Origin of the sequence: Flavobacterium sp., from assembly GCF_044348915.1 — a bacterium.
Taxonomy (GTDB): domain Bacteria; phylum Bacteroidota; class Bacteroidia; order Flavobacteriales; family Flavobacteriaceae; genus Flavobacterium.
The window spans coordinates 1-24,289 of the sequence record NZ_JBIKRX010000029.1; the positions used below are offsets into that span (position 1 = coordinate 1).

At 36.5% G+C, this 24,289-nt stretch carries 20 protein-coding genes and 4 tRNA genes; 1 reads left to right on the forward strand and 23 read right to left on the reverse strand.

All coding sequences use genetic code 11. From position 1 onward, the window contains the following. Positions 1 to 282: 282 nt before the first annotated feature. The 22 genes from ACIQ1E_RS06965 to ACIQ1E_RS07070 all read right to left on the reverse strand — a co-directional run bounded on the left by ACIQ1E_RS06965 (position 283) and on the right by ACIQ1E_RS07070 (position 22,106). The gene (locus tag ACIQ1E_RS06965) at positions 283 to 2,988 is read right to left on the reverse strand and encodes a T9SS type A sorting domain-containing protein (RefSeq protein WP_396169954.1); all 2,706 of its coding nucleotides are present in this window, start codon (positions 2,986 to 2,988) and stop codon (positions 283 to 285) included. Between the two features lie 364 nt (positions 2,989 to 3,352). After that, complete coding sequence (locus ACIQ1E_RS06970) at positions 3,353 to 3,724, reverse strand: hypothetical protein (RefSeq protein WP_396169955.1); 372 nt, start codon at positions 3,722 to 3,724, stop codon at positions 3,353 to 3,355. A gap of 343 nt (positions 3,725 to 4,067) precedes the next feature. Then, positions 4,068 to 4,376 carry a DUF3467 domain-containing protein gene (locus tag ACIQ1E_RS06975; protein WP_396169957.1) on the reverse strand — a complete coding sequence of 103 codons (309 nt, stop codon included), beginning with the start codon at positions 4,374 to 4,376 and terminating at the stop codon, positions 4,068 to 4,070. Between the two features lie 79 nt (positions 4,377 to 4,455). Beyond that, positions 4,456 to 8,769, reverse strand: coding sequence for a DNA-directed RNA polymerase subunit beta' (gene rpoC / locus ACIQ1E_RS06980; protein ID WP_396169959.1), 4,314 nt, complete (start codon positions 8,767 to 8,769; stop codon positions 4,456 to 4,458). Positions 8,770 to 9,020: 251 nt separating this feature from the next. After that, positions 9,021 to 12,833 carry a DNA-directed RNA polymerase subunit beta gene (gene rpoB, locus ACIQ1E_RS06985; RefSeq protein ID WP_396169961.1) on the reverse strand — a complete coding sequence of 1,271 codons (3,813 nt, stop codon included), beginning with the start codon at positions 12,831 to 12,833 and terminating at the stop codon, positions 9,021 to 9,023. Between the two features lie 257 nt (positions 12,834 to 13,090). Further along, positions 13,091 to 13,462: a 50S ribosomal protein L7/L12 gene (gene rplL, locus ACIQ1E_RS06990; RefSeq protein ID WP_396169963.1), complete on the reverse strand. Its 372-nt coding sequence runs from the start codon at positions 13,460 to 13,462 to the stop codon at positions 13,091 to 13,093. A 96-nt stretch (positions 13,463 to 13,558) separates the two neighbouring features. Beyond that, positions 13,559 to 14,056, reverse strand: coding sequence for a 50S ribosomal protein L10 (gene rplJ, locus ACIQ1E_RS06995; RefSeq protein WP_396169964.1), 498 nt, complete (start codon positions 14,054 to 14,056; stop codon positions 13,559 to 13,561). Between the two features lie 22 nt (positions 14,057 to 14,078). Then, a complete protein-coding gene (gene rplA / locus ACIQ1E_RS07000) occupies positions 14,079 to 14,768 on the reverse strand; it encodes a 50S ribosomal protein L1 (RefSeq protein WP_396169966.1) in 690 nt (229 codons plus the stop codon). A gap of 3 nt (positions 14,769 to 14,771) precedes the next feature. After that, complete coding sequence (rplK, locus tag ACIQ1E_RS07005) at positions 14,772 to 15,218, reverse strand: 50S ribosomal protein L11 (RefSeq protein WP_143389575.1); 447 nt, start codon at positions 15,216 to 15,218, stop codon at positions 14,772 to 14,774. 67 nt (positions 15,219 to 15,285) lie between these two features. Continuing rightward, positions 15,286 to 15,837: a transcription termination/antitermination protein NusG gene (nusG, locus tag ACIQ1E_RS07010; protein ID WP_396169968.1), complete on the reverse strand. Its 552-nt coding sequence runs from the start codon at positions 15,835 to 15,837 to the stop codon at positions 15,286 to 15,288. Positions 15,838 to 15,847: 10 nt separating this feature from the next. Continuing rightward, positions 15,848 to 16,045 carry a preprotein translocase subunit SecE gene (gene secE, locus ACIQ1E_RS07015; RefSeq protein ID WP_396169970.1) on the reverse strand — a complete coding sequence of 66 codons (198 nt, stop codon included), beginning with the start codon at positions 16,043 to 16,045 and terminating at the stop codon, positions 15,848 to 15,850. A gap of 16 nt (positions 16,046 to 16,061) precedes the next feature. After that, a tRNA-Trp gene (locus ACIQ1E_RS07020) sits at positions 16,062 to 16,132 on the reverse strand. Between the two features lie 62 nt (positions 16,133 to 16,194). Further along, on the reverse strand, positions 16,195 to 17,379 hold the full coding sequence (gene tuf / locus ACIQ1E_RS07025; RefSeq protein ID WP_396169973.1) for an elongation factor Tu: 1,185 nt from the start codon (positions 17,377 to 17,379) through the stop codon (positions 16,195 to 16,197). Positions 17,380 to 17,433: 54 nt separating this feature from the next. Further along, a tRNA-Thr gene (locus tag ACIQ1E_RS07030) sits at positions 17,434 to 17,505 on the reverse strand. 198 nt (positions 17,506 to 17,703) lie between these two features. Beyond that, positions 17,704 to 17,784, reverse strand: a tRNA-Tyr gene (locus tag ACIQ1E_RS07035). Between the two features lie 158 nt (positions 17,785 to 17,942). Beyond that, positions 17,943 to 18,016: transfer RNA gene (locus ACIQ1E_RS07040), tRNA-Thr, on the reverse strand. 91 nt (positions 18,017 to 18,107) lie between these two features. Further along, positions 18,108 to 18,410, reverse strand: a complete 303-nt coding sequence (gene hpf / locus ACIQ1E_RS07045; protein WP_396169975.1) for a ribosome hibernation-promoting factor, HPF/YfiA family — start codon at positions 18,408 to 18,410, stop codon at positions 18,108 to 18,110. Between the two features lie 35 nt (positions 18,411 to 18,445). Then, entirely contained in the window at positions 18,446 to 19,342 is an 897-nt protein-coding gene (locus tag ACIQ1E_RS07050) for a tyrosine-type recombinase/integrase (RefSeq protein ID WP_396169977.1), read from the reverse strand. A gap of 109 nt (positions 19,343 to 19,451) precedes the next feature. After that, positions 19,452 to 19,649 (reverse strand): 30S ribosomal protein S21, encoded by a 198-nt coding sequence (rpsU, locus tag ACIQ1E_RS07055; RefSeq protein WP_073370216.1) that lies wholly within the window; start codon positions 19,647 to 19,649, stop codon positions 19,452 to 19,454. Between the two features lie 73 nt (positions 19,650 to 19,722). Continuing rightward, complete coding sequence (locus ACIQ1E_RS07060) at positions 19,723 to 20,049, reverse strand: hypothetical protein (protein ID WP_396169979.1); 327 nt, start codon at positions 20,047 to 20,049, stop codon at positions 19,723 to 19,725. Between the two features lie 12 nt (positions 20,050 to 20,061). After that, a complete protein-coding gene (locus ACIQ1E_RS07065; RefSeq protein WP_396169980.1) occupies positions 20,062 to 21,204 on the reverse strand; it encodes an acyl-CoA dehydrogenase family protein in 1,143 nt (380 codons plus the stop codon). 17 nt (positions 21,205 to 21,221) lie between these two features. Continuing rightward, positions 21,222 to 22,106 (reverse strand): ComEA family DNA-binding protein, encoded by an 885-nt coding sequence (locus ACIQ1E_RS07070; RefSeq protein ID WP_396169982.1) that lies wholly within the window; start codon positions 22,104 to 22,106, stop codon positions 21,222 to 21,224. Between the two features lie 176 nt (positions 22,107 to 22,282). On the opposite strand from ACIQ1E_RS07070, the gene ACIQ1E_RS07075 reads away from it, so the two are divergent. After that, a complete protein-coding gene (locus tag ACIQ1E_RS07075) occupies positions 22,283 to 23,926 on the forward strand; it encodes an amino acid permease (RefSeq protein WP_396169984.1) in 1,644 nt (547 codons plus the stop codon). A 75-nt stretch (positions 23,927 to 24,001) separates the two neighbouring features. Here ACIQ1E_RS07075 and ACIQ1E_RS07080 read toward each other — a convergent pair whose 3' ends face one another. Further along, positions 24,002 to 24,229: a PspC domain-containing protein gene (locus tag ACIQ1E_RS07080; protein WP_396169986.1), complete on the reverse strand. Its 228-nt coding sequence runs from the start codon at positions 24,227 to 24,229 to the stop codon at positions 24,002 to 24,004. Between the last annotated feature and the right edge of the window lie 60 nt (positions 24,230 to 24,289).

Sequence of the window (24,289 nt, forward strand, 5' to 3'; positions counted from 1 at the left end):
CGTATTTTTATTATAGTCCAAAGAGATATGGCATAATGCCGATATAGTATGAAAATAGTCCGATATTTATTGGACTATATTGACCCGAGCGATAGCGAACAGGCGAAGCAATACATAATCGGTATTAAACAAAAACCATTCACAACTTCGATCCATCATTTGGATTGCAATTCTTAACTTTATAGGTGACTTTCGCAATCAATAGGGAAATCAGTTATTCAGAAAAAAAAAGCTGCCCGAAAATCAGATTCGGGCAGCTTTTTTTTTAACAATCAAGAATAGCTATTGTTTGATTACTTTTATAGTTTTAGTTGTATTTCCGGCATTTACCTGAATAAAATAAACTCCTTTCGACAAATTAGCCATTTCGATTTGAGCTTCATTCTCATTGATTTTTTTGCTCAACATTTGTTGACCAGAAATATTAAACACTTTCACTTCTGAAAGTGGCTCTTTGTAGGTTATAGTAACTTTGTCTTTTACAAGAGTTGGATAAACTGTCAACAATATGGCATCAAAACTTTCAAAACCTAAAGTCACCCCTGCAAACTCATCGGCGCCAATATCTGGAGTTGAAGCATTTCTGGCATTACCATCAAAATCGGTTGTGATTGCAATGACCATCGCTCCTCCTTCGATAGCTGTTGCCACCGCCGTATTGATGTGCAAGAAAGTAGCATCAGTCCCCACCGTACTTACAAATGTTGGATTTTCAGCAATAGAAGCCGTTTCTCTTGGAGTCATTCTGGTTTTATAAGCCGCCAATGTTACATCAGTATTGGTTCCGTCAGTAAAAATAGTGCTTCCGTTGAACAAGTTATTATTAGATGTTGCAGCATAACTAGTCAATGCAGTTCCTACTCTTCTGTGTGCTGCAGCAATTCCTGCTCCTGTTATCGAAGAATTATTAGAGAAAATGTTATTTCTGAACGTAACTGTTGTTGGTGCATTAACTAAAACCGCTGAGGAACCAAACAAAGCTCCAGAACTTACTGCGTTTAGCGCTACAGTATTATAATCTACATTTACAGTTGTGCCTCCCGAAATATTTATTCCCACTAAAGGGTTGGCAGCGTTTGCAAGCGGCGTTCTTAAATCACCTACTATGTTGTTGTAAACATTAACCGTTGTTCCTGCATTAACCTGAATTCCATCGACAGTTCCTGTGGCGTTATTTGCCTCGATGTTGTAAATTTTATTGTTAAAAATATTATTTGTTGCAGCAGCAGTATTCCAAATACCTTTTACAGCAAATGCTCCGATTGTTTTCAAGCCACCAATGGTATTTGAACTACAATCAACCGTACCAGGTGCAGCAGCGCTACTTGTGCCAATAATTACGCCAGTTACATTGCCCGTACCAGTTATATCTTTTACTATGTTATTTGTGACAAAGCTACCCGTTTTTTCGTATCCAGTTTGAATTCCAATAGCATTACCGGACCCTGCAATTACATTTGAAATGGTATTTCCAGAAACTTCGACTGCTTGAACTGGCGAAGAGCCACCAGTACTTCTAATTCCAAAAAAAGCGGTTATTCCTGCAAGAGTAATATTCGAAAAAGTGTTGTTTTTTACAATATGTTTACCGCCCGTTTGCGAACCATTATTAAGATAGCACCAAAAAGTTCCTCCTGAGCCCGTTCTTGCGAATGTACCCACGATAGCATTGCCTTCAACTGTTGAACTTAGTGAATATTGATCATTAATCAAGGTAGTGCTTCCGGAATTTATTAAAGACAAATTAGTAAAAGTGTTATTCTTTACATTGAATACAGCATCTGGAAACACATTAGTATTTCCGAGTCTTATCATATCAATAACCCCTGTAGATGCTGTTGAAAACCCCATATTCTTAAAGTTATTGTTGTTTACATTCACAGTTGTTGTAGCATTTAAAGTATTTACATCCACTAAAATACCGTGAATGGTACCCGCTGCATTGCCAGTCAAAAGAGAGATATCATTATTATTAATAGTATTGGTGATTGTACCCAAGGGCGCATTTACAAAGTTGTTAATAAAAATTCCTCTAAAAGTTCCAGAAGTCATTCCACCGTTTGAGCTGGTAAGACTATTGTAGGACACATTATAATTATTAGTATAACGAATATAGATTCCTGTACAGTTCGCTGCTGCATTTACGGAAGGATAGGCAGAATAAGTTGCGCTTGTCCCAAAATTGGTCAAAGTATTTCCAGTTGCTAAGGAAGCCCCACCAATATCTAAGCCTTCTGCATAATCAGCTGCACCACCAGGTCCAACAGCCACAATTCCCATATTGACATCGGTAATAGTATTGCCGTAAATTTTTAAATTATGATTTCCAGCAAGTCCTCCAGTTCCCGAGATTGCCGACAAGTCAGGTTTATGATTGGTGTTACTATATATCCCGAATGTATTTACATAAGTTCTGTTTAAATCAATGGAATTGTTTAAAATTGTTATGTTTTGACAACCATTAACAACCGAAAGCTCATCTTGCAAAATTGCAACTCCCCATTCTGTCATATTATTAGTAGCTGCTGCTATGGTTGTGTTAGCAGGATTTTCAATCATCGTAAAACCTTCAATAGTAATCCAGTCACCACCTTGAATTTTGAAAATTCCATCGAAAAGTACTCCCGGTGATTGAGGCGAAAAAGCGGTAATGGTACTTGAAACTCCTTTAATAACAATTGGCGATGCCAAAAACCCAGTTTTCTTAATTATATAACCGCCTGCAGGAGCAGTTTCATTACCTGTCAAAGTAATCGTAATTGGGCCAGTAAGCAATGGCAAATCATTCAATTCCACAATTGCCGCCGCAAGTGTTGGATAAGTAAGATTCATTTGTCCTCCACTATCCACTGTAACCTGAGCATTACTGGTCAAAGAAATAAACATCACCAATAAAAGGCTTAGTTTTCCAAAAACATTCTTATGGAATTTGGTCGTTTTCAAGGAAATTGCGAAAATTTCTTTAAATAAAAAATAATTTTTGTTCATAATTATGCGGTTGTTTGATTAAATTAAATAAGTTCCGAATATAAATACATTTTAATTAATTTACAATTAATTTAACTTTTTTTTCGTGATTAACAGATAAATATAACAACTTCGTAAAATTATTCTAATTATTTTCCAATTGTTTCGTTTTTTGAAACTTTCATTAATAATAATGAAATGTGAAAAAATGAAAGATCACCAATTATAGTTCAACCATTGTTAGTAACGCTAATAATCAGAACAAAAAGCGGCTTCGCCAAGAAGACTCAATCGAAACTCTTTATTCGTAACAAATTAACTTGGTCACCCATCAAAAAAAAACTCCCGCCAAGGCGAGAGTTGTATTAGGATATGAAAAATAAAATTAAACTGAGGCAGTCTCGAAGTTTACTGCTTTTTTCAAAAAAGCTTTGATCAACAAACGGTTTGGTGCTGTACCTGAAGTCATAAATTGTTTTTTTGTATTCTCACCTGCAGGAGAAACTTTTGCATTAGGGTCTTGTTTTGAACTCATAAACCAAAGGACAAAATTCATATTAGAATTTGCAGAAACATCTTCTTGTTTTGCAACGCTATTCTCAGCAGTATTGGTGGTCATCGCTTTACCTGAATCCGAAGTATTCTCAGCAGCGGTCTGACCGAAAGCTGTTCCAACAGCAAATAAAATAAAAGCTACCACCATCAAAGGAAGGTTGCGATTGTTTTTAGTAGCTACTTGTTGAGAAAATAAATTCATAATTTGTGTTTTAAATAGATTGTTTCACTTATCTGAGGTCAAAACTAAATGAAACCTATTCTACTAAAAAATATTTTCGATGAAGCACCACAAAACTCGTTGAAAGCACAAATTTAAGGTACGAGGTTAGAGATTAGAGGTGCGAAGTGGTCTTTCTGGCAGTGGCGAGTTGCGGCCCTTCGGCAAGCTCAGGATGACAGCGGGTTGTGGGTTGCGGGTTGAGGGTTGAGGGTTGCGGGTTTCGAGTTGCGGGTTGCGGGCTTCTTGTAATAATATAGAGATATTAGTTCTATATAATGGATAAAAAAAATAAAAGGCCCCATCTCTGGAGCCTTTTCTATGCTTATGCTTGTCCCGCAGGACCAAAATTCAGTGGAATTGGAGGTTGTTCGGTTTCTTTTATTTCGCCGTGAGCGAGTTCGAAACGGTGAATGTTTTCTCCAATGGCGTTCAATAATCTTTTGGCGTGTTGCGGCGTCAAGACAATTCTTGATTTTACTTTAGCCTTAGGAATGCCTGGCATGATACTTACAAAATCCAATACAAACTCTGATGATGAATGATTGATTATTGCCAAATTAGAATAAATTCCTTCGGCTGTTTTTTCATCTAACTCAATATCGAGTTGTCCTTGTTGTGGTTGATTGTTCATATTTAAAGAGTTTTTGATTCTAAAACTCAAAGATTGTTGTACAACAACCTTTGAGTTATTAAAACCTTGAATTATTCAATTAATAAATATATTCTTCTTTACTTGCCATCATTTCATTGTAATCTTCGTTTGAACCTACAATGGTATTGTCGTATTCTCTCATACCCGTTCCGGCAGGGATTCTATGACCAACGATTACATTTTCTTTCAATCCTTCTAAGTAATCCACTTTACCTGCTACAGCAGCTTCGTTTAATACTTTTGTAGTTTCTTGGAACGATGCAGCCGAGATAAACGATTTGGTTTGAAGGGATGCTCTTGTGATACCTTGTAGCACTGGAGTTGCTGTTGCTGTGATAACATCACGTGCTACAACAAGATTGCTATCTGTACGTTTCAATAGTGAGTTTTCATCACGCAATTCACGAGGCGAAACAATTTGTCCTGGTTTCAATACTACAGAATCTCCAGCATCTTCAACCACTTTCATTCCGTATAGTTTATCATTTTCAACGATAAAATCTTTGGTATGAATTAATTGTTCTTCTAGGAATAAAGTATCTCCAGGGTCTTGAACTCTTACTTTACGCATCATTTGACGTATAACTACTTCAAAGTGTTTGTCGTTGATTTTTACCCCTTGCAAACGGTACACCTCTTGAATTTCGTTTACCAAATACTGTTGAACAGCAGCTGGACCTTGAATTCTCAAGATGTCTTCTGGAGTGATGGCACCATCAGACAATGGAACTCCCGCTCTTACGAAGTCATTTTCTTGTACCAAGATTTGGCTAGAAAGTTTTACTAAGTACTTCTTAACCTCACCAAATTTAGATTCGATTACAATCTCACGGTTTCCTCTTTTGATTTTTCCGAAAGTAACAACACCGTCGATTTCAGAAACAACCGCTGGGTTTGATGGGTTACGAGCTTCAAGCAGCTCGGTAATTCTTGGCAAACCTCCCGTGATATCTCCTGATTTAGAAGAACGACGTGGAATTTTTACCAATACTTTACCTGCTTTAATTTTCTCGCCATTGTCAACCATCAAGTGGGCACCAACTGGTAAGTTATACGAACGAATCAATTCACCATCTTTACCGTAAACCAATAAAGTAGGGATTAATTTTTTATTTCTAGATTCAGAAATTACTTTTTCTTGGAAACCAGTTTGCTCATCAATTTCAACCATAAACGATTGTCCTTGCTCTAAATCTTCGTAAGCAATTTTTCCTGTAAACTCCGAAACAATAACTCCATTATAAGGATCCCATTTACAAATAGTAGTTCCTTTTGCTACTGACTCACCATCTTTAACAAAGATACTAGAACCGTAAGGAATGTTATTTGTACTTAATAGAATTCCTGTTTTCTCGTCAATTAATTTCAATTCAGTTGAACGAGAAACTACAATGTCAACAACATTGCCATCATTATCTTCGCCTTTTACTGTTTTTAAATCTTCGATTTCAAGTTTACCAGCAAATCTTGTAACAATTGCCGACTCTTCAGAAATACCTCCCGCAACCCCACCTACGTGGAATGTACGCAATGTAAGCTGAGTTCCTGGCTCTCCAATAGATTGAGCAGCAATTACACCGACTGCCTCACCTTTTTGGGTCATTTTTCCTGTTGCCAAGTTTCTACCGTAACATTTTGCACAAATACCTTTCGTAGCTTCGCAAGTTAATGCAGAACGAACCTCTAATTTTTCAATTGGAGATGCTTCGATAGCTTTCATATATGCTTCGGTAATTTCTTCACCAGCTTCAACGATAAGCTCATTAGTCAAAGGATTGATAACATCTTGCAATGCCACACGTCCTAAGATTCTTTCGCCTAAAGTTTCTACGATTTCTTCGTTCTTTTTCAATGCTGAAACTTCAACACCTCTCAAAGTACCACAATCTACTGTGTTTACAATTACGTCTTGTGAAACGTCATGCAATCTTCTTGTTAAGTAACCAGCATCGGCCGTTTTCAAAGCCGTATCCGCAAGACCTTTACGAGCACCGTGAGTAGAGATAAAATACTCAAGAATCGAAAGACCTTCCTTAAAGTTAGAAAGAATCGGGTTTTCGATAATTTCACCACCACCAGCGGTCGATTTTTTAGGCTTAGCCATCAAACCACGCATACCGGTCAACTGACGAATTTGTTCTTTGGAACCCCTCGCTCCAGAGTCAAGCATCATATACACCGAGTTGAAACCTTGTTGGTCTTCTCTAATGTTTTTCATTGCTGCTTCTGTAAGCTGAGCATTCGTTGAAGTCCATACGTCAATAACTTGGTTGTAACGTTCGTTATTGGTAATAAGACCCATATTATAATTGGCAGAAATACCTTCAACTTGCTCTCTAGCATCTGCAATTAATTTAGTTTTTTGTTCTGGGATTCTAATATCTCCCAATGAGAATGACAATCCACCTTTGAAGGCAAATTTGTATCCCATATCTTTCATACTATCCAAGAAGGCAGCTGTTGTAGGTACATTGGTCACACTTAAAACATGTCCGATAATATCTCTCAAGTTTTTCTTTGTCAATACCTCATTGATATAACCCGCAGCTTCCGGCACTACCTCGTTAAACAATACACGACCAGCAGTTGTTTGAATAATTTTGTAAACTAAGTCACCATTTTCATTAAAATCTTTAGCACGAATTTTTACTCGAGCATTCAATTCTAAACGACCTTCATTCAAGGCGATATTCGTTTCCTCAGCAGAATAGAAAGTTAAGCCTTCACCTAAAATTTTATGTTCTGGAGTTGACAAACGTTCTTTGGTCATATAATAAAGACCCAAAACCATGTCTTGAGAAGGTACAGTAATCGGAGCACCATTGGCAGGATTCAGAATGTTGTGTGAAGCCAACAATAACAATTGAGCTTCCAAAATAGCTTCTGGTCCTAATGGCAAGTGAACCGCCATCTGATCCCCATCAAAATCCGCGTTGAACGCCGTACAAACTAAAGGGTGCAATTGGATTGCTTTTCCTTCGATTAATTTTGGTTGGAATGCTTGAATACCTAATCTGTGCAAAGTAGGAGCACGGTTTAGCATTACAGGATGTCCTTTGATAACATTTTCAAGAATATCCCAAACTACCGGCTCTTTCTTATCGATTATTTTCTTGGCAGATTTAACTGTTTTGACAATACCTCTTTCTATCAATTTACGGATAACAAAAGGTTTGTACAATTCAGCAGCCATATCTTTAGGAATACCACATTCGAACAATTTCAATTCAGGTCCAACAATAATTACCGAACGAGCAGAATAATCCACACGTTTTCCAAGTAAGTTTTGACGGAAACGACCTTGTTTTCCTTTTAGGGAATCCGAAAGTGATTTCAACGGACGGTTTGATTCTGTTTTTACAGCCGATGCTTTACGAGTATTATCGAAAAGTGAATCTACTGATTCTTGCAACATACGTTTTTCGTTTCTCAAGATAACTTCTGGAGCTTTAATCTCCATCAATCTTTTCAAACGGTTGTTACGAATGATTACGCGACGGTATAAATCATTTAAATCTGAAGTTGCAAAACGACCACCATCAAGCGGCACCAAAGGACGCAATTCTGGTGGAATAACTGGAACAACTTTCATAATCATCCACTCCGGACGATTCTCACGGTTCAAGTTAGACTCACGGAACGATTCTACAACTTGCAATCTTTTTAATGCTTCTGTTTTACGTTGTTTAGACGTTTCGTTATTGGCACTGTGACGCAATTCATACGATAAAGCATCTAGATCGATACGAGCCAATAAATCCATAATACATTCTGCTCCCATTTTGGCAACAAATTTATTTGGATCAAAATCGTCTAAATACTGATTATCAGCAGGAAGTGTATCTAAAATATTCAAATATTCTTCTTCAGTTAAGAAGTCTAATCTTTGAACTGACTCACCTTCTGGAGTTTTGGCAATACCTGGTTGAATTACAACATATCTTTCATAATAGATAATCATATCTAATTTCTTAGAAGGAAGACCTAAAATATATCCAATTTTATTAGGAAGTGAACGGAAATACCAGATATGAGCAATAGGCACAACAAGGTTGATGTGTCCTACTCTATCTCTACGTACTTTTTTCTCAGTAACTTCAACACCACAACGGTCACAAATGATACCTTTGTAGCGAATTCTTTTATATTTACCACAAGCACATTCAAAATCCTTCACAGGTCCAAAAATACGCTCACAGAAAAGTCCGTCGCGCTCTGGTTTGTGGGTTCTATAATTGATAGTTTCTGGCTTCAAAACCTCACCTCTTGATTCTTTCAAGATAGATTCAGGAGAAGCTAGTCCTATCGAAATTTTGTTGAATCTTTTTACAGGATTCTTATCTTTACTATTATTGTTTCTATTGTTCATCATAGTTTTTACTATTGATTTATTTGCAATTAAAAATTGATTTTGTACAGACGTTGCGCTGCAACGCTTCTACCACCGCGAATTACTTCTCTAAACTTCAACAAATTTTGAAGTGCTAATTATACAGACTATATAAAAAATCGGAACGGGTTACGGGTATAAATCCTGAAAACTAATTTAAAAAGTGTTCAGTATTCAGCATTTAGTGTTCAGTTTGTCACTGATTACTAAAAACTGAACACTGAATACTATATTTATTCTTCTAAACGAATATCAAGTCCAAGACCTTTCAATTCGTGCATCAATACATTGAATGATTCTGGCAATCCTGGCTCTGGCATAGATTCTCCCTTAACGATTGCTTCGTAAGTTTTGGCTCTACCAATTACGTCATCCGATTTCACAGTCAATATTTCACGAAGTGTACTCGATGCTCCATAAGCTTCAAGTGCCCAAACCTCCATCTCTCCAAAACGCTGACCTCCAAATTGAGCTTTACCACCCAATGGTTGTTGCGTAATCAATGAGTAAGGTCCGATTGAACGTGCGTGCATTTTATCATCGACCATGTGACCTAATTTCAGCATATAAACAACTCCAACAGTTGCTTTTTGCGCAAAACGCTCACCAGTTCCACCATCATAAAGATAAGTATGTCCAAATCTTGGTACTCCAGCTTCATCAGTCAAAGCATTGATTTCGTCTAAAGAAGCACCGTCGAAAATAGGAGTAGCAAATTTTCTACCCAAATTCTGTCCAGCCCATCCTAAAACCGTTTCATAAATCTGACCAATGTTCATACGTGAAGGTACCCCAAGTGGATTCAATACGATATCAACAGGGGTTCCATCTTCTAAGAAAGGCATATCTTCGTGACGAACAATACGAGCAACAATACCTTTGTTACCGTGACGTCCCGCCATTTTATCCCCAACTTTCAATTTACGTTTTTTGGCAACATATACTTTAGCCAATTTCAAAATTCCTGATGGCAATTCATCACCAACAGTAATCGTGAATTTCTCTCTACGCAATGAACCCTGTAAATCGTTCAACTTAATTTTATAGTTATGAATTAAATCATTCACCATAGTATTCGTTGTGTCATCGGCAACCCATTGACCAGTGCTCAAGTGCGCAAAATCTTCAACAGCATAAAGCATTTTTTGAGTGTATTTTTTACCTTTTGGCAATACTTCTTCACCCAAATCATTCATTACACCTTGAGAGGTTTTTCCGTTTACAATCAAGAACAATTTCTCAACCAATTTGTCTTTCAATTCAACAAATTTAGTTTCAAATTCCATTTCCAAAGCGCTTAAAGCATCTTTGTCTTGTGTTCTCTTACGTTTATCTTTAACTGCTCTAGCAAACAATTTTTTGTCTAAAACTACACCGTGCAATGATGGAGAAGCTTTCAATGAAGCATCTTTTACATCACCTGCTTTGTCTCCGAAGATTGCACGAAGCAATTTTTCTTCTGGAGTAGGATCTGATTCCCCTTTTGGTGTAATTTTTCCGATAAGAATATCGCCAGGTTTTACCTCGGCACCAATTCTGATCATACCGTTTTCATCCAAATCTTTAGTAGCTTCTTCAGAAACGTTAGGGATATCATTTGTCAATTCTTCGTTACCCAATTTAGTATCTCTCACCTCTAATGAATAATCATCAACGTGAATAGAAGTAAAGATATCGTCACGAACTACTTTTTCAGAAATCACAATCGCATCCTCGAAGTTGTATCCTTTCCAAGGCATAAACGCCACTTTCAGGTTACGACCTAAAGCTAATTCACCATTTTGGGTTGCATAACCTTCAGACAATACTTGTCCAAGAGAAACTCTGTCACCTTTTCTTACGATAGGTTTCAAGTTGATACTTGTACTTTGATTGGTTTTTCTAAATTTAATTAAATTGTATGTTTTCTCATCTGGCTCAAAACTTACCATTCTTTCTTCTTCAGAACGATCGTATTTAATAGTGATGATATTAGCATCTACATATTCTACAGTTCCAGGTCCTTCAGCATTAATCAAAACTCTAGAATCTGAAGCTACTTGACGCTCTAAACCTGTTCCAACAATAGGAGCTTCAGGACGCAACAATGGTACGGCTTGACGCATCATGTTAGATCCCATCAACGCTCTATTCGCATCATCATGTTCCAAGAAAGGAATTAACGATGCAGAAATCGAAGCAATTTGGTTAGGAGCAACGTCAGCGTAGTCTACTTGTGATGGACTAATAACTGGAAAATCTCCTTCTTGACGAGCAATTACATTATCGGCAGTAATTTTTCCAGAAGCATCCATTTCGATGTTTGCTTGAGAAATCATCATACCTTCTTCTTCTTCTGCGCTCAAGTAGATAGGAGTAGACTCTAAATCTACTACACCTTTAGTTACTTTACGATAAGGAGTTTCGATGAAACCCATTCCGTTTACTTTAGCATACACACCAAGAGATGAAATCAAACCAATGTTTGGTCCCTCAGGAGTTTCAATCGGACATAAACGACCGTAGTGCGTATAGTGAACGTCACGAACCTCAAATCCAGCTCTCTCTCTCGAAAGTCCACCTGGTCCAAGTGCAGATAATCTCCTTTTATGCGTAATCTCAGCCAATGGATTCGTTTGATCCATAAATTGAGACAACTGGTTTGTTCCAAAGAAAGAGTTGATAACCGATGATAATGTTTTAGCATTGATCAAATCGATTGGTGTAAACACCTCGTTATCTCTAACGTTCATTCTCTCACGAATGGTTCTTGCCATACGAGCCAAACCTACGCCAAACTGTTGAGACAATTGTTCACCAACTGTTCTAACACGACGGTTTGACAAGTGATCGATATCATCAATATCTGCTTTAGCATTGATTAATTCAATCAAATATTTTACTATGGTGATGATGTCTTCTTTGGTAAGCACTTGCTTTTCCATTGGAGTATCAAGACCCAGTTTTTTGTTTATTCTATAACGACCTACTTCACCTAAGTTGTAACGTTGGTCAGAGAAGAATAATTTATCGATAATACCACGAGCAGTTTCTTCATCAGGCGGTTCTGCGTTACGCAATTGTCTGTAGATGTGCTCAACGGCTTCTTTTTCAGAATTGGTTGGATCTTTTTGAAGCGTGTTATGAATGATAGAATAATCAACAGCATTACTATCTTCTTTGTGCAACAAAATAGATTTAACGTTAGAATCGATGATTTCTTCAACGTTATCTTTATCGATAACAGTGTCTCTATCAAGGATAATCTCGTTACGTTCGATAGAAACAACTTCGCCTGTATCTTCATCAACGAAATCTTCGTGCCAAGTGTTCAAAACACGAGCAGCTAATCTTCTACCAATATATTTTTTAAGTCCTGTTTTAGATACTTTAATTTCTTCAGCAAGGTCGAAAATTTCAAGGATATCCTTATCTCTTTCGAAACCAATTGCACGGAATAAAGTTGTTACAGGTAATTTTTTCTTTCTATCAATATAAGCGTACATAACGCTATTGATATCGGTTGAAAATTCTATCCAAGATCCTTTGAAAGGAATTACTCTGGCAGAATATAGTTTTGTTCCATTGGCGTGGAATGATTGTCCAAAGAAAACCCCAGGCGAACGGTGCAATTGCGAAACAACAACACGCTCAGCGCCGTTGATTACAAAAGTACCCGAAGGAGTCATGTAAGGTATTGTTCCTAGATAAACATCTTGAACAATAGTTTCAAAATCTTCGTGCTCTGGATCTGTACAATATAGTTTTAATCTTGCTTTTAAAGGCACGCTATACGTAAGCCCTCTTTCGATACATTCCTGAATTGTATATCGCGGAGGATCTACAAAATAATCAAGAAATTCTAATACAAAGTTATTCCTTGTATCTGTAATTGGGAAGTTTTCCATGAAGGTGTTGTACAACCCTTCGTCGCCTCTTTCGTCAGATTTGGTTTCCAATTGGAAGAAATCTTTAAACGATTTTACCTGCACATCTAGAAAATCGGGATATTGCGGTATGTTTTTTGTTGAGGCAAAATTCAATCTTTCAGTCTGATTTGTTATCATCAATGGACAAAATTTTGATTAAAAAAAAGTAATTTTTTTGTGTAAAAACACGGGGTAATCTCTACTTTCTTTTTGTAATCAACACCTCTTAAAAATGAACCAAGTTCGCTCATTTCTGTCTTCGTATTGATAAAAAGTTTTTTCGTATTAAACACTCTTTAAGATAAAATTAAGAGTGTAATTTATTATACGAAAAATGGTTTAGGCCATTGGATTCGTATCCAAGACCTAAACCTAATTCTCTAAAGCGAGTTGAATTATTTTAATTCAACAACAGCTCCAGCTTCTTCTAATGATTTTTTAAGACCTTCAGCCTCATCTTTAGAAACACCTTCTTTAATGTTAGATGGTGCAGAATCCACTAAATCTTTAGCTTCTTTAAGACCTAAACCAGTTAATTCTTTAACCGCTTTAACAACTGCAAGTTTAGAAGCACCAGCTTCTTTCAATACAACTGTAAATTCTGTTTGTACTTCTTCAGCAGCAGCGTCTCCACCACCTGCAGATACTACTACAGCTGCAGCAGCTGGTTCGATTCCGTACTCGTCTTTTAATATTGTTGCTAATTCGTTAACTTCTTTTACTGTTAGGTTAACTAATTGTTCTGCGAATTGTTTCAAATCTGCCATTTTTTCTATCGTTTTAAAATGATTTGTAAAATATTATTGTTTATTGTGCGCGTTTTTAATGCACTTAATTATTTGATTTAGATACTAAACCGTTAATTAAGCAACCTCTTCTTCTTTTGCGAATTGGTTTTGAAGAGCAGAAATAACTCTTTGGGCTGGTGATTGAAGTAATCCAATGATTTCGCCAATAAGTTCTTCTTTAGATTTAATAGTTGCCAAGGCATCTAATTGATCGTCTCCAATATAAACTTCCGAATTGATGTAAGCACCTTTCAAAATTGGCTTAGCATTCTTTTTGCGGAAATCTTTGATTATTTTTCCAGGTGCGTTAGCTACGTCAGCAATGAAAATAGCACTGTTACCTGTCAAAACAGATGGCAAGTCACCATAATCATTATCCGAAGCTTCCATTGCTTTTGCAAGCAAAGTATTTTTAACTACCTCGATTTTGATACCTGCTTTAAAGCAAGCTCTTCTTAAGTTTGAAGTTGTTTCTGCGTTTAGCCCAGAAATATCAGATACATAAATAATATTTGTACCAGCTAACTGTGCAGTTAAATCTTCAATCGCGATTGATTTTTCTTCTCTAGTCATACTAAAAATTTTTAACTACCAATTATACTGCTTTAGGGTCCAATGCAATTGCAGGACTCATTGTGCTAGTTAGGTAAATACTTTTGATGTAAGTTCCTTTAGCCGCAGTTGGTTTAAGTTTGATTAATGTTTGAATAATTTCGTGAGCGTTATCTACAATTTTATCAGCTTCGAAAGAGATTCTTCCAATTCCTGCATGTATGATACCTGTTTTGTCCACTTTAAAGTCGATTTTACCAGCTTTAACCTCAGCTACTGCTTTTGCAATATCCATAGTTACAGTACCAGTTTTTGGGTTTGGCATTAACCCTCTAGGTCCTAAAATACGACCTAATGGACCTAATTTACCCATTACACTTGGCATAGTGATGATCACATCAACATCTGTCCAACCGTCTTTAATTTTTTGTAAATAATCATCAAGACCAACATAGTCTGCTCCTGCTTCTTTAGCTTCCGCTTCTTTATCTGGAGTAACCAACGCTAATACTTTTACATCTTTACCAGTTCCGTGAGGTAATGTTACAACACCTCTAACCATTTGATTCGCTTTTCTAGGATCAACACCTAAACGTACAGCGATATCAACAGACTCATCAAATTTTGCAGAAGCAACAACTTTAATTAATGCAGCAGCATCTTTCAAAGTGTATAATTTGTTCTTTTCAATTTTTGAAGCAGCCTCTTTTTGCTTTTTTGTCAATTTTGCCATGTCTTACGCTTGTTTTAGAGGAGAATCTCCTGTTACAGTTATACCCATAGATCTAGCTGTTCCTGCGATCATGCTCATAGCAGACTCGATTGTGAATGCATTTAAATCAACCATCTTGTCTTCCGCAATTGCTTTAATAACATCCCAAGTAACGCTAGCTACTTTCTTACGATTTGGTTCTCCTGAACCAGATTTAAGCTTTGCCGCATCCATTAACTGAACCGCAGCAGGTGGTGTTTTTACAACAAAATCGAAAGATTTGTCTTTATACACTGTAATTTGCACTGGGCAAACTTTACCTGGTTTATCTTGTGTTCTAGCATTAAATTGCTTACAGAACTCCATGATATTAACACCAGCAGCACCTAAAGCAGGTCCAACCGGTGGCGACGGGTTCGCAGCACCTCCCTTAACTTGTAGTTTAACTACTTTACTAATCTCTTTAGCCATTTTTTTTAAAAATTTAACACATTAACAATGGAAGCGTAAATGTGGTTTATTATAGATGTAACAAAAATTATACTTTTTCAACTTGCAAAAACCCTAATTCTAAAGGTGTTTTTCTTCCGAAAATTTTCACCATTACTTCTAGTTTTCGCTTTTCTTCATTGATTTTCTCAACTGTTCCATTGAAACCATTGAAAGGACCATCAATTACCTTTATTGTTTCACCTAAGGTGAATGGAATAGCGCGTGTATCGGTATTTACTGCCAATTCATCTACTTTTCCTAACATTCTATTTACTTCAGAAAGACGCAAAGGAACAGGTTCTCCACCTTTTGTTTCGCCTAAAAATCCGATAACACTTGTAGTAGATTTAATAATATGAGGAATCTCTCCAACTAGGTTCGCTTCGATCATTACGTAGCCAGGAAAATACACTTTATCTTTCACAAGTTTTTTTCCTTCTTTTACAGTAACTATCTTTTCAGTTGGAACAAGAACTTGCGAAACATAATCACCCATTCCTAATCTTGCGATTTCGGTTTCGATGTATGCCTTCACTTTATTCTCTTGTCCACTTACTGCTCGAACAACGTACCATTTTTTCAAATTATTATCTGCCATAACAAAAAAATTACGCTTTTAGCCAGGTGAAAAATTTATCTAATAAATTTGCAAACATTTCATCTACTCCCCAAGTTGCCAAAGCAAATAGTACGGAGAAAAGAGCAACAACAATCGTTAGACGTTGTACTTCAGCCCAAACAGGCCAAGTCACATTTGATTTTAATTCTTCAAATGCTTCAGATATATAATTAGCAACTTTTGTCATTCTGATTTATTTTTTGCACGGGCGGAGGGATTCGAACCCCCATCAACGGTTTTGGAGACCGCTATTCTACCCTTGAACTACGCCCGTTCGTTAAAAACCAGTTCCGATAGTAGCTATCGGAACTGGTCTTATAAACATTATAAATATTACTATAGTATTTCAGTTACCTGACCTGCACCTACAGTTCTACCACCTTCACGGATAGCAAAACGTAAACCTACATTCATAGCGATTGGGCTTAACAAAGAAACTTCAATTGTTAAGTTATCTCCAGGCATAACCATCTCTACTCCAGCTGGCAATGTAATAACTCCTGTTACGTCAGTTGTACGTACATAGAACTGTGGACGGTAGTTATTGTGGAATGGTGTGTGACGACCACCTTCTTCTTTTTTCAAGATATACACCTCAGCTTTGAAGTGGTTGTGTGGTTTTACAGAACCTGGCTTAATGATAACCATACCTCTTTTGATATCCGCTTTGTCAATACCTCTTAAAAGTAATCCAACGTTATCTCCAGCTTCTCCTCTATCAAGGATTTTACGGAACATCTCAACTCCAGTAATTGTAGAAGTCAATTTCTCAGCTCCCATACCAATGATTTCAACTGGATCTCCAGTGTTTGCAACACCAGTTTCGATACGACCTGTAGCAACAGTTCCACGACCAGTAATTGTAAATACGTCCTCAACTGGCATCAAGAAAGGTTTTGCAGTATCACGAAGTGGCTCTTCGATCCAAGCATCAACAGCTTCCATCAATTCAATAATTTTTGGTACCCAAGCTGGATCGTTATTCAATCCACCAAGTGCAGAACCTTGAATTACTGGACAGTTGTCACCATCATATTCGTAGAAAGATAATAAATCTCTAATCTCCATTTCAACAAGTTCTAACAATTCCTCGTCATCAACCATATCCACTTTGTTCATAAATACAACCATTCTAGGAATACCTACCTGACGACCTAATAGGATATGCTCACGTGTTTGTGGCATTGGTCCGTCTGTAGCAGCTACAACAAGAATAGCGCCATCCATTTGAGCAGCACCTGTTACCATGTTTTTTACGTAATCCGCGTGACCAGGACAGTCAACGTGTGCGTAGTGACGGTTAGCAGTTTCATACTCAACGTGAGACGTATTAATTGTAATACCTCTTTCTTTTTCTTCTGGAGCATTATCAATTTGATCAAATGATTTTGCTTGACAGTAACCAGCATCAGATAACACTTTAGTTATTGCTGCAGTTAAAGTTGTTTTTCCGTGATCCACGTGCCCAATTGTTCCAATGTTTAAGTGGGGCTTGTTACGGTTAAAGGTTTCTTTTGCCATTTTACTTAATTTTTAATCTTAGTTATTATTAGTGTTCAATTTTATACTACTTTGAGCCAACTACGGGAATTGAACCCGTGACCTCTTCCTTACCAAGGAAGCACTCTACCCCTGAGCTAAGTCGGCAGAGAAATTTTGTTTAACATTGTTTAAAAGTTTAAAGTTGTTTCATTAAACTATTTTAAACCCTTAAACTTTAAACTTCATTTTGTGGACTAGCTCCCAAAAGGTCGCTGATCCTGCACCGAAGTTTTCGGTGCTCAAACTTTCAAAACGCATTTACTCGAAAGTAAACTTTCGGATAAATCCTTATTTGAAAGTTTGTGGGGAGAGCAGGATTCGAACCTGCGAAGTTCACACAGCAGATTTACAGTCTGCCCTCGTTGGCCGCTTGAGTATCTCCCCAATTTTTTAAATCTCAATAATTTAAAGAACAAATTCCAAATCGCATTTGGAATAAAACTGAGCCGGCGGAGGGACTTCCCTCAACTTTGCTCGGGATAAACTTTTCGTCCTTACGGATTTTAAAGAATCTATCTGCAAAGCATCGACCTAAACTTTAGAGCCGGCGGAGGGACTCGAACCCACGACCTGCTGATTACAAATCAGCTGCTCTAGCCAACTGAGCTACGCTGGCAATTTCAATAAAAAAAGTCCGCTATTTCTAACGGACTGCAAATGTATATCTTTTTGTTTTTTAATCAAAACAATTTTATAAAAATTTTAGATTAAATATGCGTATTGATTTTTTCTTTTCTTTTTACAAGCAATCGTTCTACGGATTCTGCAGAAAGCTCTACCGCTTCTTCGAAAGTCTTACATTGTTTTTTTACTAAAAAATCGTCTCCTGGAACAATAATTTTCATCTCAACAATTTTATTTTCCTTGTCACTAGTCTTTTCAACTTTCAAATAAACGTTAGAAGATACTACTTTGTCGTAATATTTTTCCAATTTGACCATTCTTTCTTGAATAAAATCGACTAGCTTTCTATCAACATTAAAGTTGACCGCGTGAACATCTACCTTCATAATCTAATTTTTTAGGTGGTTAAACATTTCTCGAATTATTTTTGATTTCTGGGATGGGCATCTTCGTAGACTTTTTTGAGTTCCGATAAACTGCTGTGGGTATATATTTGTGTCGATGCCAAACTGGAATGTCCTAATAATTCTTTTACTGAATTTAAATCGGCTCCGTTGTTTAAAAGGTGAGTCGCAAATGAATGCCTTAATATATGAGGACTTCTTTTTACCTTCTCGGAGACTTTACTAAAGTACGTATTTATTAATCGATACACAAACGAATCGTTCAACTTTAACCCATTTTTTGTGAGAAAAAAATAGTCAACATCGGTAACTTTCTCTAAACCTGCTCTTTCGCCAAAATAAGAATTTAATTCCTGACAAACAATTGGCAAAAGCGGAAGAATTCTTTCTTTATTTCTTTTTCCCAATACCTTTATAGTACGATTTGATGTGTTTACATTACCAATTTTCAAGTGAATTAGTTCTGTTCGCCGAATTCCTGTAATATAAAATAAGTCTATTATAAGCTTGTCTCTAATTTCTTCGAAGCCTACTGGATTTGGAATTTGATTTAAAACATCGGCAACTTCATTTTCTGAAAATGGAATTTGCAGTTTCTTAGGTGTTTTTAGCGCTTTGTGTTTTAGAAGAGGATTAAGCTCTATTTGCTTTGTCTTCAATAGAAATTTATAATAGGCTTTTAAGGATTGCATCTTCCTATTAATAGACACATTAGAAATACCATCATCTACCAGCGAGACAATCCAACTTCGGATTTGACTATAGTTCGCCTGATCTATATTGTCTTGATCAAATTGATTTTTATTAAATGAGTCGAAGAAACTTAAATCATTCAAATACGCATTTACGGTATGAGGAGAATATTTTTTCTCCAATTGTAAGTAATCTCTAAATGATTGCAAGTTGTTAGTCATATAAAAAGTTTGCTTCGTGCCTCGCAATGACAAGTCATAAAAAAAACCGTTAGTATCAAAGGTATTAAACTTTTAATGACTAACGGTACTTTATTGCAACAGAAAATAATTAACTATTCTCTATGTTGTCTCTCATATTCTGAATATAAGCCGCTTTTTGAATTTTGGCTCTGTTGGTAACTGATGGTTTTATAAAAGCAGTACGTGCTCTTAGTTGACGAACAGTTCCTGTTTTGTCAAATTTTCTTTTATAGCGCTTTAATGCTCTATCGATATTTTCTCCGTCTTTAATTGGTATAATTAACATAATATAGACACCTCCTCTCGTTAAGGGCGCAAAAGTAAAAAATAATTATGAATAATGAATTATTAATTGTGAATTATTTTAAAACTATTTTTTGAAAGAGAGCAATAATAAGATTTAAAAAAGCAATTGGAATACTAAAAACAGCTATTCCAGCAAAACCAAAACCGCATCTAGGAGAATCAGCCACAGAACTAAACAAGGATGAAACAAATGCAACAATAAAAAACATCCCTATTCCCAAAAGAAATTCACCAAAGAAACAAAACAAAGATACCTCCCCGAATTTCATATTTGTCCAACCAGCCAATGCTCTAACTCCATATTTAACCTGAATAAAAGTTGGAATCAATAAAATAATGAATAAAAGGAATATAATAAAATTCACAATATTGTCGCTCAACGTATTTTAATTTTACTCCTTCAAAATATTCCTAGAAATAACCAATTTCTGAATTTCGGTTGTTCCTTCTCCGATGGTACACAACTTAGAATCTCTGAAGAATTTCTCAACGGGATAATCTTTGGTGTAACCGTATCCACCGTGTATTTGAATAGCATCTGTAGATACTTTTACACAAACTTCTGATGAATACATTTTGCTCATTGCACCAAGAGTTGTCATATTTCGGCTTTTGTTTTTCAAGAACGCAGCCTTATGCAGTAATAATTCCGAAGCTTCAATTTCGGTTGCCATATCTGCCAATTTAAAAGCTATTGCTTGGAATTCGCTTATCGCTTTGCCAAACTGATGTCTTTCTTTCGAATATTTCAAAGATGCTTCATAAGCTCCTTTGGCTATACCTAATGACAAAGCTCCAATGGAAATTCTTCCACCATCTAAAATTTTCATCGATTGAATAAATCCTTCTCCTACTTCTCCGAGTCTATTGACATCAGGAATTCTACAATCATCAAAGAACAATTCGGCAGTTTCGCTTGCGCGCATTCCTAATTTATTTGCTTTTTTCCCTGAAGTAAATCCTGCCATTCCTTTTTCGAAAACAAATGCGGTCATTCCTCTAGAATCGCCTTTTTCTCCGGTACGTACTATCACTACTGCAATATCTCCAGAAATTCCGTGAGTAATAAAATTTTTAGAACCGTTTACAATCCAATCATCACCGTCTTTTACAGCAGTTGTATTCATTCCACCTGCATCCGAACCTGTCCCGTGCTCCGTTAGTCCCCAAGCGCCTAAGTGTTCGCCTGAAGCTAATTTTGGGACCCATTTTCGCTTTTGTTCTTCATTTCCAAAAGTCAAAATGTGATTCATACATAAAGAATTATGAGCTGCCACCGACAGTCCGATAGAGGGATCCACTTTCGAGATTTCTTCGACAACAGCAATATATTCGTGATAACCTAAACCGGATCCTCCCAATTCTTCTGGAACCAAAACACCCATAAACCCCATTTTACCCATTTTTTTAAACAAAGGGACTGGGAATTTCTGATGTTCATCCCACTCCATAATATGTGGTCTAATATATTTTTCTGCAAAATCTCTCGCAGATTCGGCTATCATTTTTTGCGTTTCGCTATAGTCAAAGTTCATTGTAAGGGGTATGAATTTTAAAAGTCCAAATATAAGGCTATAATTTTTGCCTTTTCAATAGACAAACCATTAATTTTTGTTAAATCTTCAATATTTTTAATATCCCCATTCATACTTCGAAAAGTAACTATGTTTTTGGAAATAGGGTGTTTAAAATAAGGAAACAAAGAAAGTTCTTTGATTGACGCATTGTTAATATCAATCTTTTTAACTGTGGGTGCAGCCGAAACCTTAAAATGCGTATTCAAATTTTCGATGACTTCAGGTGACAATCCCCAAACATCGTTCATTTGTTCCATCGAAACAAAACCACCAAGGCTTTCCTTGAATTTCAATATCCGAAGCGAAATCGCCTCGCCTATTCCGTAAATTTTAATTAAGTCCTCTTGAGTAGCCTGATTGATGTCGATGATGACTACTTTTTCTTTTTTGGCGAAAGCCGTATTATCGTATTTTTTATACCCAACAAATTCCTTTTTGTTGTTTACCCAATCCGGAAATTTGAAATAAGGTGAGATAGCAGCCAACAGTGAATCTGAAACTTTGGTCACTGTTTGAAATTCTTGAGCCGAATTCATGTATTTATTTTGCTTTCTGAAAGCGAGCAGTCTGTCGATTTCTGCAACCGACATTCCGAGTTTGTAGCCTTTATAATCTGTAATGAAGTTAGGGTTGAATGGATAGCTCTTCGGAACATAATCCAATTTATCTTGTTTCAATGCATCAATTTGTGATTGCAAGGAAAGCCATTTTTCTTTTTCAGTGGAAGCTTTAGAAAATGAAGAGAAATCAACAAAAAAATACAATACTTGAAGTGCAATTATGATTGCAAATAGTAAAAAAATGCCCGTCCGCTGTTCTCTCGAAAACTGAAAAAAGGATTTTACTGAATCGAAAATCATCAATACACTATTTTTTAAAGCCTAAAAATATAAAATATTTTGCAATCTGTTGCTTTCGATTCAACATAATGTCAAAAAACCAAAAAAAGCAAGTTTTAAAAAAATACAGAACTCTATGTCTTCATACCATTAAAAAAACAATATATTTGAAACCTATTAACAATAAAAGTGAGTTTATGTCAATTTGGAAAAGAAAACCATTATCCCAGCTTTTGAACGAAGCTGCCGATTCTGAAAAAGGATTAAAGAAAACACTAACTGCTCCCGGATTAGTAGCTCTTGGAATTGGAGCCATTATTGGGGCGGGATTATTTTCAATAACAGGTTTAGCCGCATCTGCTAATGCTGGACCGGCGATCACCATTTCTTTTCTTGTAGCAGCATTTGGTTGTGTTTTTGCTGGCTTATGCTATGCAGAATTTTCATCAATGATTCCCGTTGCAGGTAGCGCATACACTTATTCCTTTGCCACAATGGGAGAATTTATCGCTTGGATTATCGGATGGGATTTAGTTTTAGAATATGCAGTGGGGGCTGCAACGGTTTCGATAAGTTGGTCGCGGTATTTCGGTAAATTTTTAGGCGGCTATGGCATACATATAGATGACGCCTATATGCTTTCCCCTTTTGAAGGCGGAATAATAAATCTCCCGGCCGTATTTATTGTAATGATTATATCGCTTATTTTGATTCGTGGAACCAAAGAGTCTTCCTTTTTCAATGGAGCAATTGTATTGCTTAAAGTTTCGGTTGTATTAGTTTTTATCGCCGTAGGATGGCAATACATTCGTCCCGAAAATTTCACTCCTTATATCCCAGAAAATTCGGGTAAATTTGGGGAATTTGGATTTTCAGGAATCATCAGAGCCGCAGCAATTGTATTCTTTGCCTACATTGGTTTTGATGCCGTTTCTACAGCTGCACAAGAAGCCAAAAACCCAAAAAGAGACATGCCAATTGGAATATTATTGTCATTAGCTATTTGTACTGTCCTTTATATTCTGTTTGCTCACGTAATGACAGGAGTCGTAAATTATCAAGCCTTTGCTGGTAAAGACGGAATCGCGCCTGTAGCGGTAGCGGTTGAAGCAATGGGCACAGCCGGTCCTGACGGAATGATTACTCCAGCCTATCCTTGGCTCAACAACGCCATTCTTCTTGCTATTTTAGGAGGTTATGCTTCGGTTATTTTAGTAATGCTAATGGGACAAAGCAGGGTGTTTTTCTCGATGAGTCAAGATGGATTGATGCCAAAAATATTCTCTGAAGTACATCCAAAATTTAGAACTCCAGCCAAAAACAATTTATTATTTATGGTTATTGTAAGTGCTTTTGCTGCATTTATTCCCGCAAGAGTCGTTGGAGAAATGACCAGTATCGGAACCCTATTTGCTTTTATTTTGGTTTGCATAGGCGTATTGATTATGCGCAAAAAAATGCCTGATGCACCAAGAGCGTTTAGAACTCCGCTTGTGCCATTTGTGCCAATAGCCGGAGTTGCAGTTTGTTTGTTTATGATGGTGTTTTTACCATTAGACACCTGGATTCGACTTATCGTTTGGATGATGATTGGTTTCGATTTGTATTTATTTTATGGTATGAAACATAGTAAATTGAACAAAGGGCATTTCAGCCCAAGAAGCTACAAAACAGTTGCCCTTTCAGGTTTAGGAATGGTTCTAGCTTTAATTGTTATAGCCTTCATTCATCATAGTGATGAGTCGATTGATGATCATTTCTTGTTCTACTTCTCTCTGTTTTTTGCAGCGCTACACGCAGTAATCTATGCCTTTAGCTTCAAAAAAATCAGAATTCTCTAAATAAAATATATCAAAGGAAAAGGGATTATAGAGTTTCAAAACTTTATAATCCCTTTTTTATTTTAGAACTCTTGACTACAAATCAAAAACCGAAGATCGTTTGCCGCGAATTAAATCCTTCAACCTAATCCAGAAAGCCAGCGTTAGGTATACCCCAAACCATAAACCAGCAGTCACAAAACTAATGTAGATAAAAAATAACCTCACATCAGAAACGCGCATTCCCAACTTATCGGCCAAACGAGAAGACACATGAAATCCATGTTTTTCGAAAAAATATTTAATTTGTAATACTGCTTTCATTTTTTGTGGCGTTGTCCTTTTGCTTATTAACTAGGTTCGAGTGACTTTAATAAAGCGCAA

What these genes read in the sequence shown, in the direction of transcription:
- tuf (WP_396169973.1), bottom strand. Translation starts at nt 17,379, where the DNA reads ATGGCAAAAGAAACCTTTAACCGTAACAAGCCCCACTTAAACATTGGA.
- rplL (WP_396169963.1), bottom strand. Translation starts at nt 13,462, where the DNA reads ATGGCAGATTTGAAACAATTCGCAGAACAATTAGTTAACCTAACAGTA.
- ACIQ1E_RS06965 (WP_396169954.1), bottom strand. Translation starts at nt 2,988, where the DNA reads ATGAACAAAAATTATTTTTTATTTAAAGAAATTTTCGCAATTTCCTTG.
- ACIQ1E_RS07080 (WP_396169986.1), bottom strand. Translation starts at nt 24,229, where the DNA reads ATGAAAGCAGTATTACAAATTAAATATTTTTTCGAAAAACATGGATTT.
- ACIQ1E_RS06970 (WP_396169955.1), bottom strand. Translation starts at nt 3,724, where the DNA reads ATGAATTTATTTTCTCAACAAGTAGCTACTAAAAACAATCGCAACCTT.
- ACIQ1E_RS07075 (WP_396169984.1), top strand. Translation starts at nt 22,283, where the DNA reads ATGTCAATTTGGAAAAGAAAACCATTATCCCAGCTTTTGAACGAAGCT.
- rplJ (WP_396169964.1), bottom strand. Translation starts at nt 14,056, where the DNA reads ATGACTAGAGAAGAAAAATCAATCGCGATTGAAGATTTAACTGCACAG.
- rpoB (WP_396169961.1), bottom strand. Translation starts at nt 12,833, where the DNA reads ATGATAACAAATCAGACTGAAAGATTGAATTTTGCCTCAACAAAAAAC.
- ACIQ1E_RS07065 (WP_396169980.1), bottom strand. Translation starts at nt 21,204, where the DNA reads ATGAACTTTGACTATAGCGAAACGCAAAAAATGATAGCCGAATCTGCG.
- rplK (WP_143389575.1), bottom strand. Translation starts at nt 15,218, where the DNA reads ATGGCTAAAGAGATTAGTAAAGTAGTTAAACTACAAGTTAAGGGAGGT.
- rplA (WP_396169966.1), bottom strand. Translation starts at nt 14,768, where the DNA reads ATGGCAAAATTGACAAAAAAGCAAAAAGAGGCTGCTTCAAAAATTGAA.
- secE (WP_396169970.1), bottom strand. Translation starts at nt 16,045, where the DNA reads ATGACAAAAGTTGCTAATTATATATCTGAAGCATTTGAAGAATTAAAA.
- ACIQ1E_RS06975 (WP_396169957.1), bottom strand. Translation starts at nt 4,376, where the DNA reads ATGAACAATCAACCACAACAAGGACAACTCGATATTGAGTTAGATGAA.
- ACIQ1E_RS07050 (WP_396169977.1), bottom strand. Translation starts at nt 19,342, where the DNA reads ATGACTAACAACTTGCAATCATTTAGAGATTACTTACAATTGGAGAAA.
- rpsU (WP_073370216.1), bottom strand. Translation starts at nt 19,649, where the DNA reads ATGTTAATTATACCAATTAAAGACGGAGAAAATATCGATAGAGCATTA.
- ACIQ1E_RS07070 (WP_396169982.1), bottom strand. Translation starts at nt 22,106, where the DNA reads ATGATTTTCGATTCAGTAAAATCCTTTTTTCAGTTTTCGAGAGAACAG.
- rpoC (WP_396169959.1), bottom strand. Translation starts at nt 8,769, where the DNA reads ATGATGAACAATAGAAACAATAATAGTAAAGATAAGAATCCTGTAAAA.
- hpf (WP_396169975.1), bottom strand. Translation starts at nt 18,410, where the DNA reads ATGAAGGTAGATGTTCACGCGGTCAACTTTAATGTTGATAGAAAGCTA.
- nusG (WP_396169968.1), bottom strand. Translation starts at nt 15,837, where the DNA reads ATGGCAGATAATAATTTGAAAAAATGGTACGTTGTTCGAGCAGTAAGT.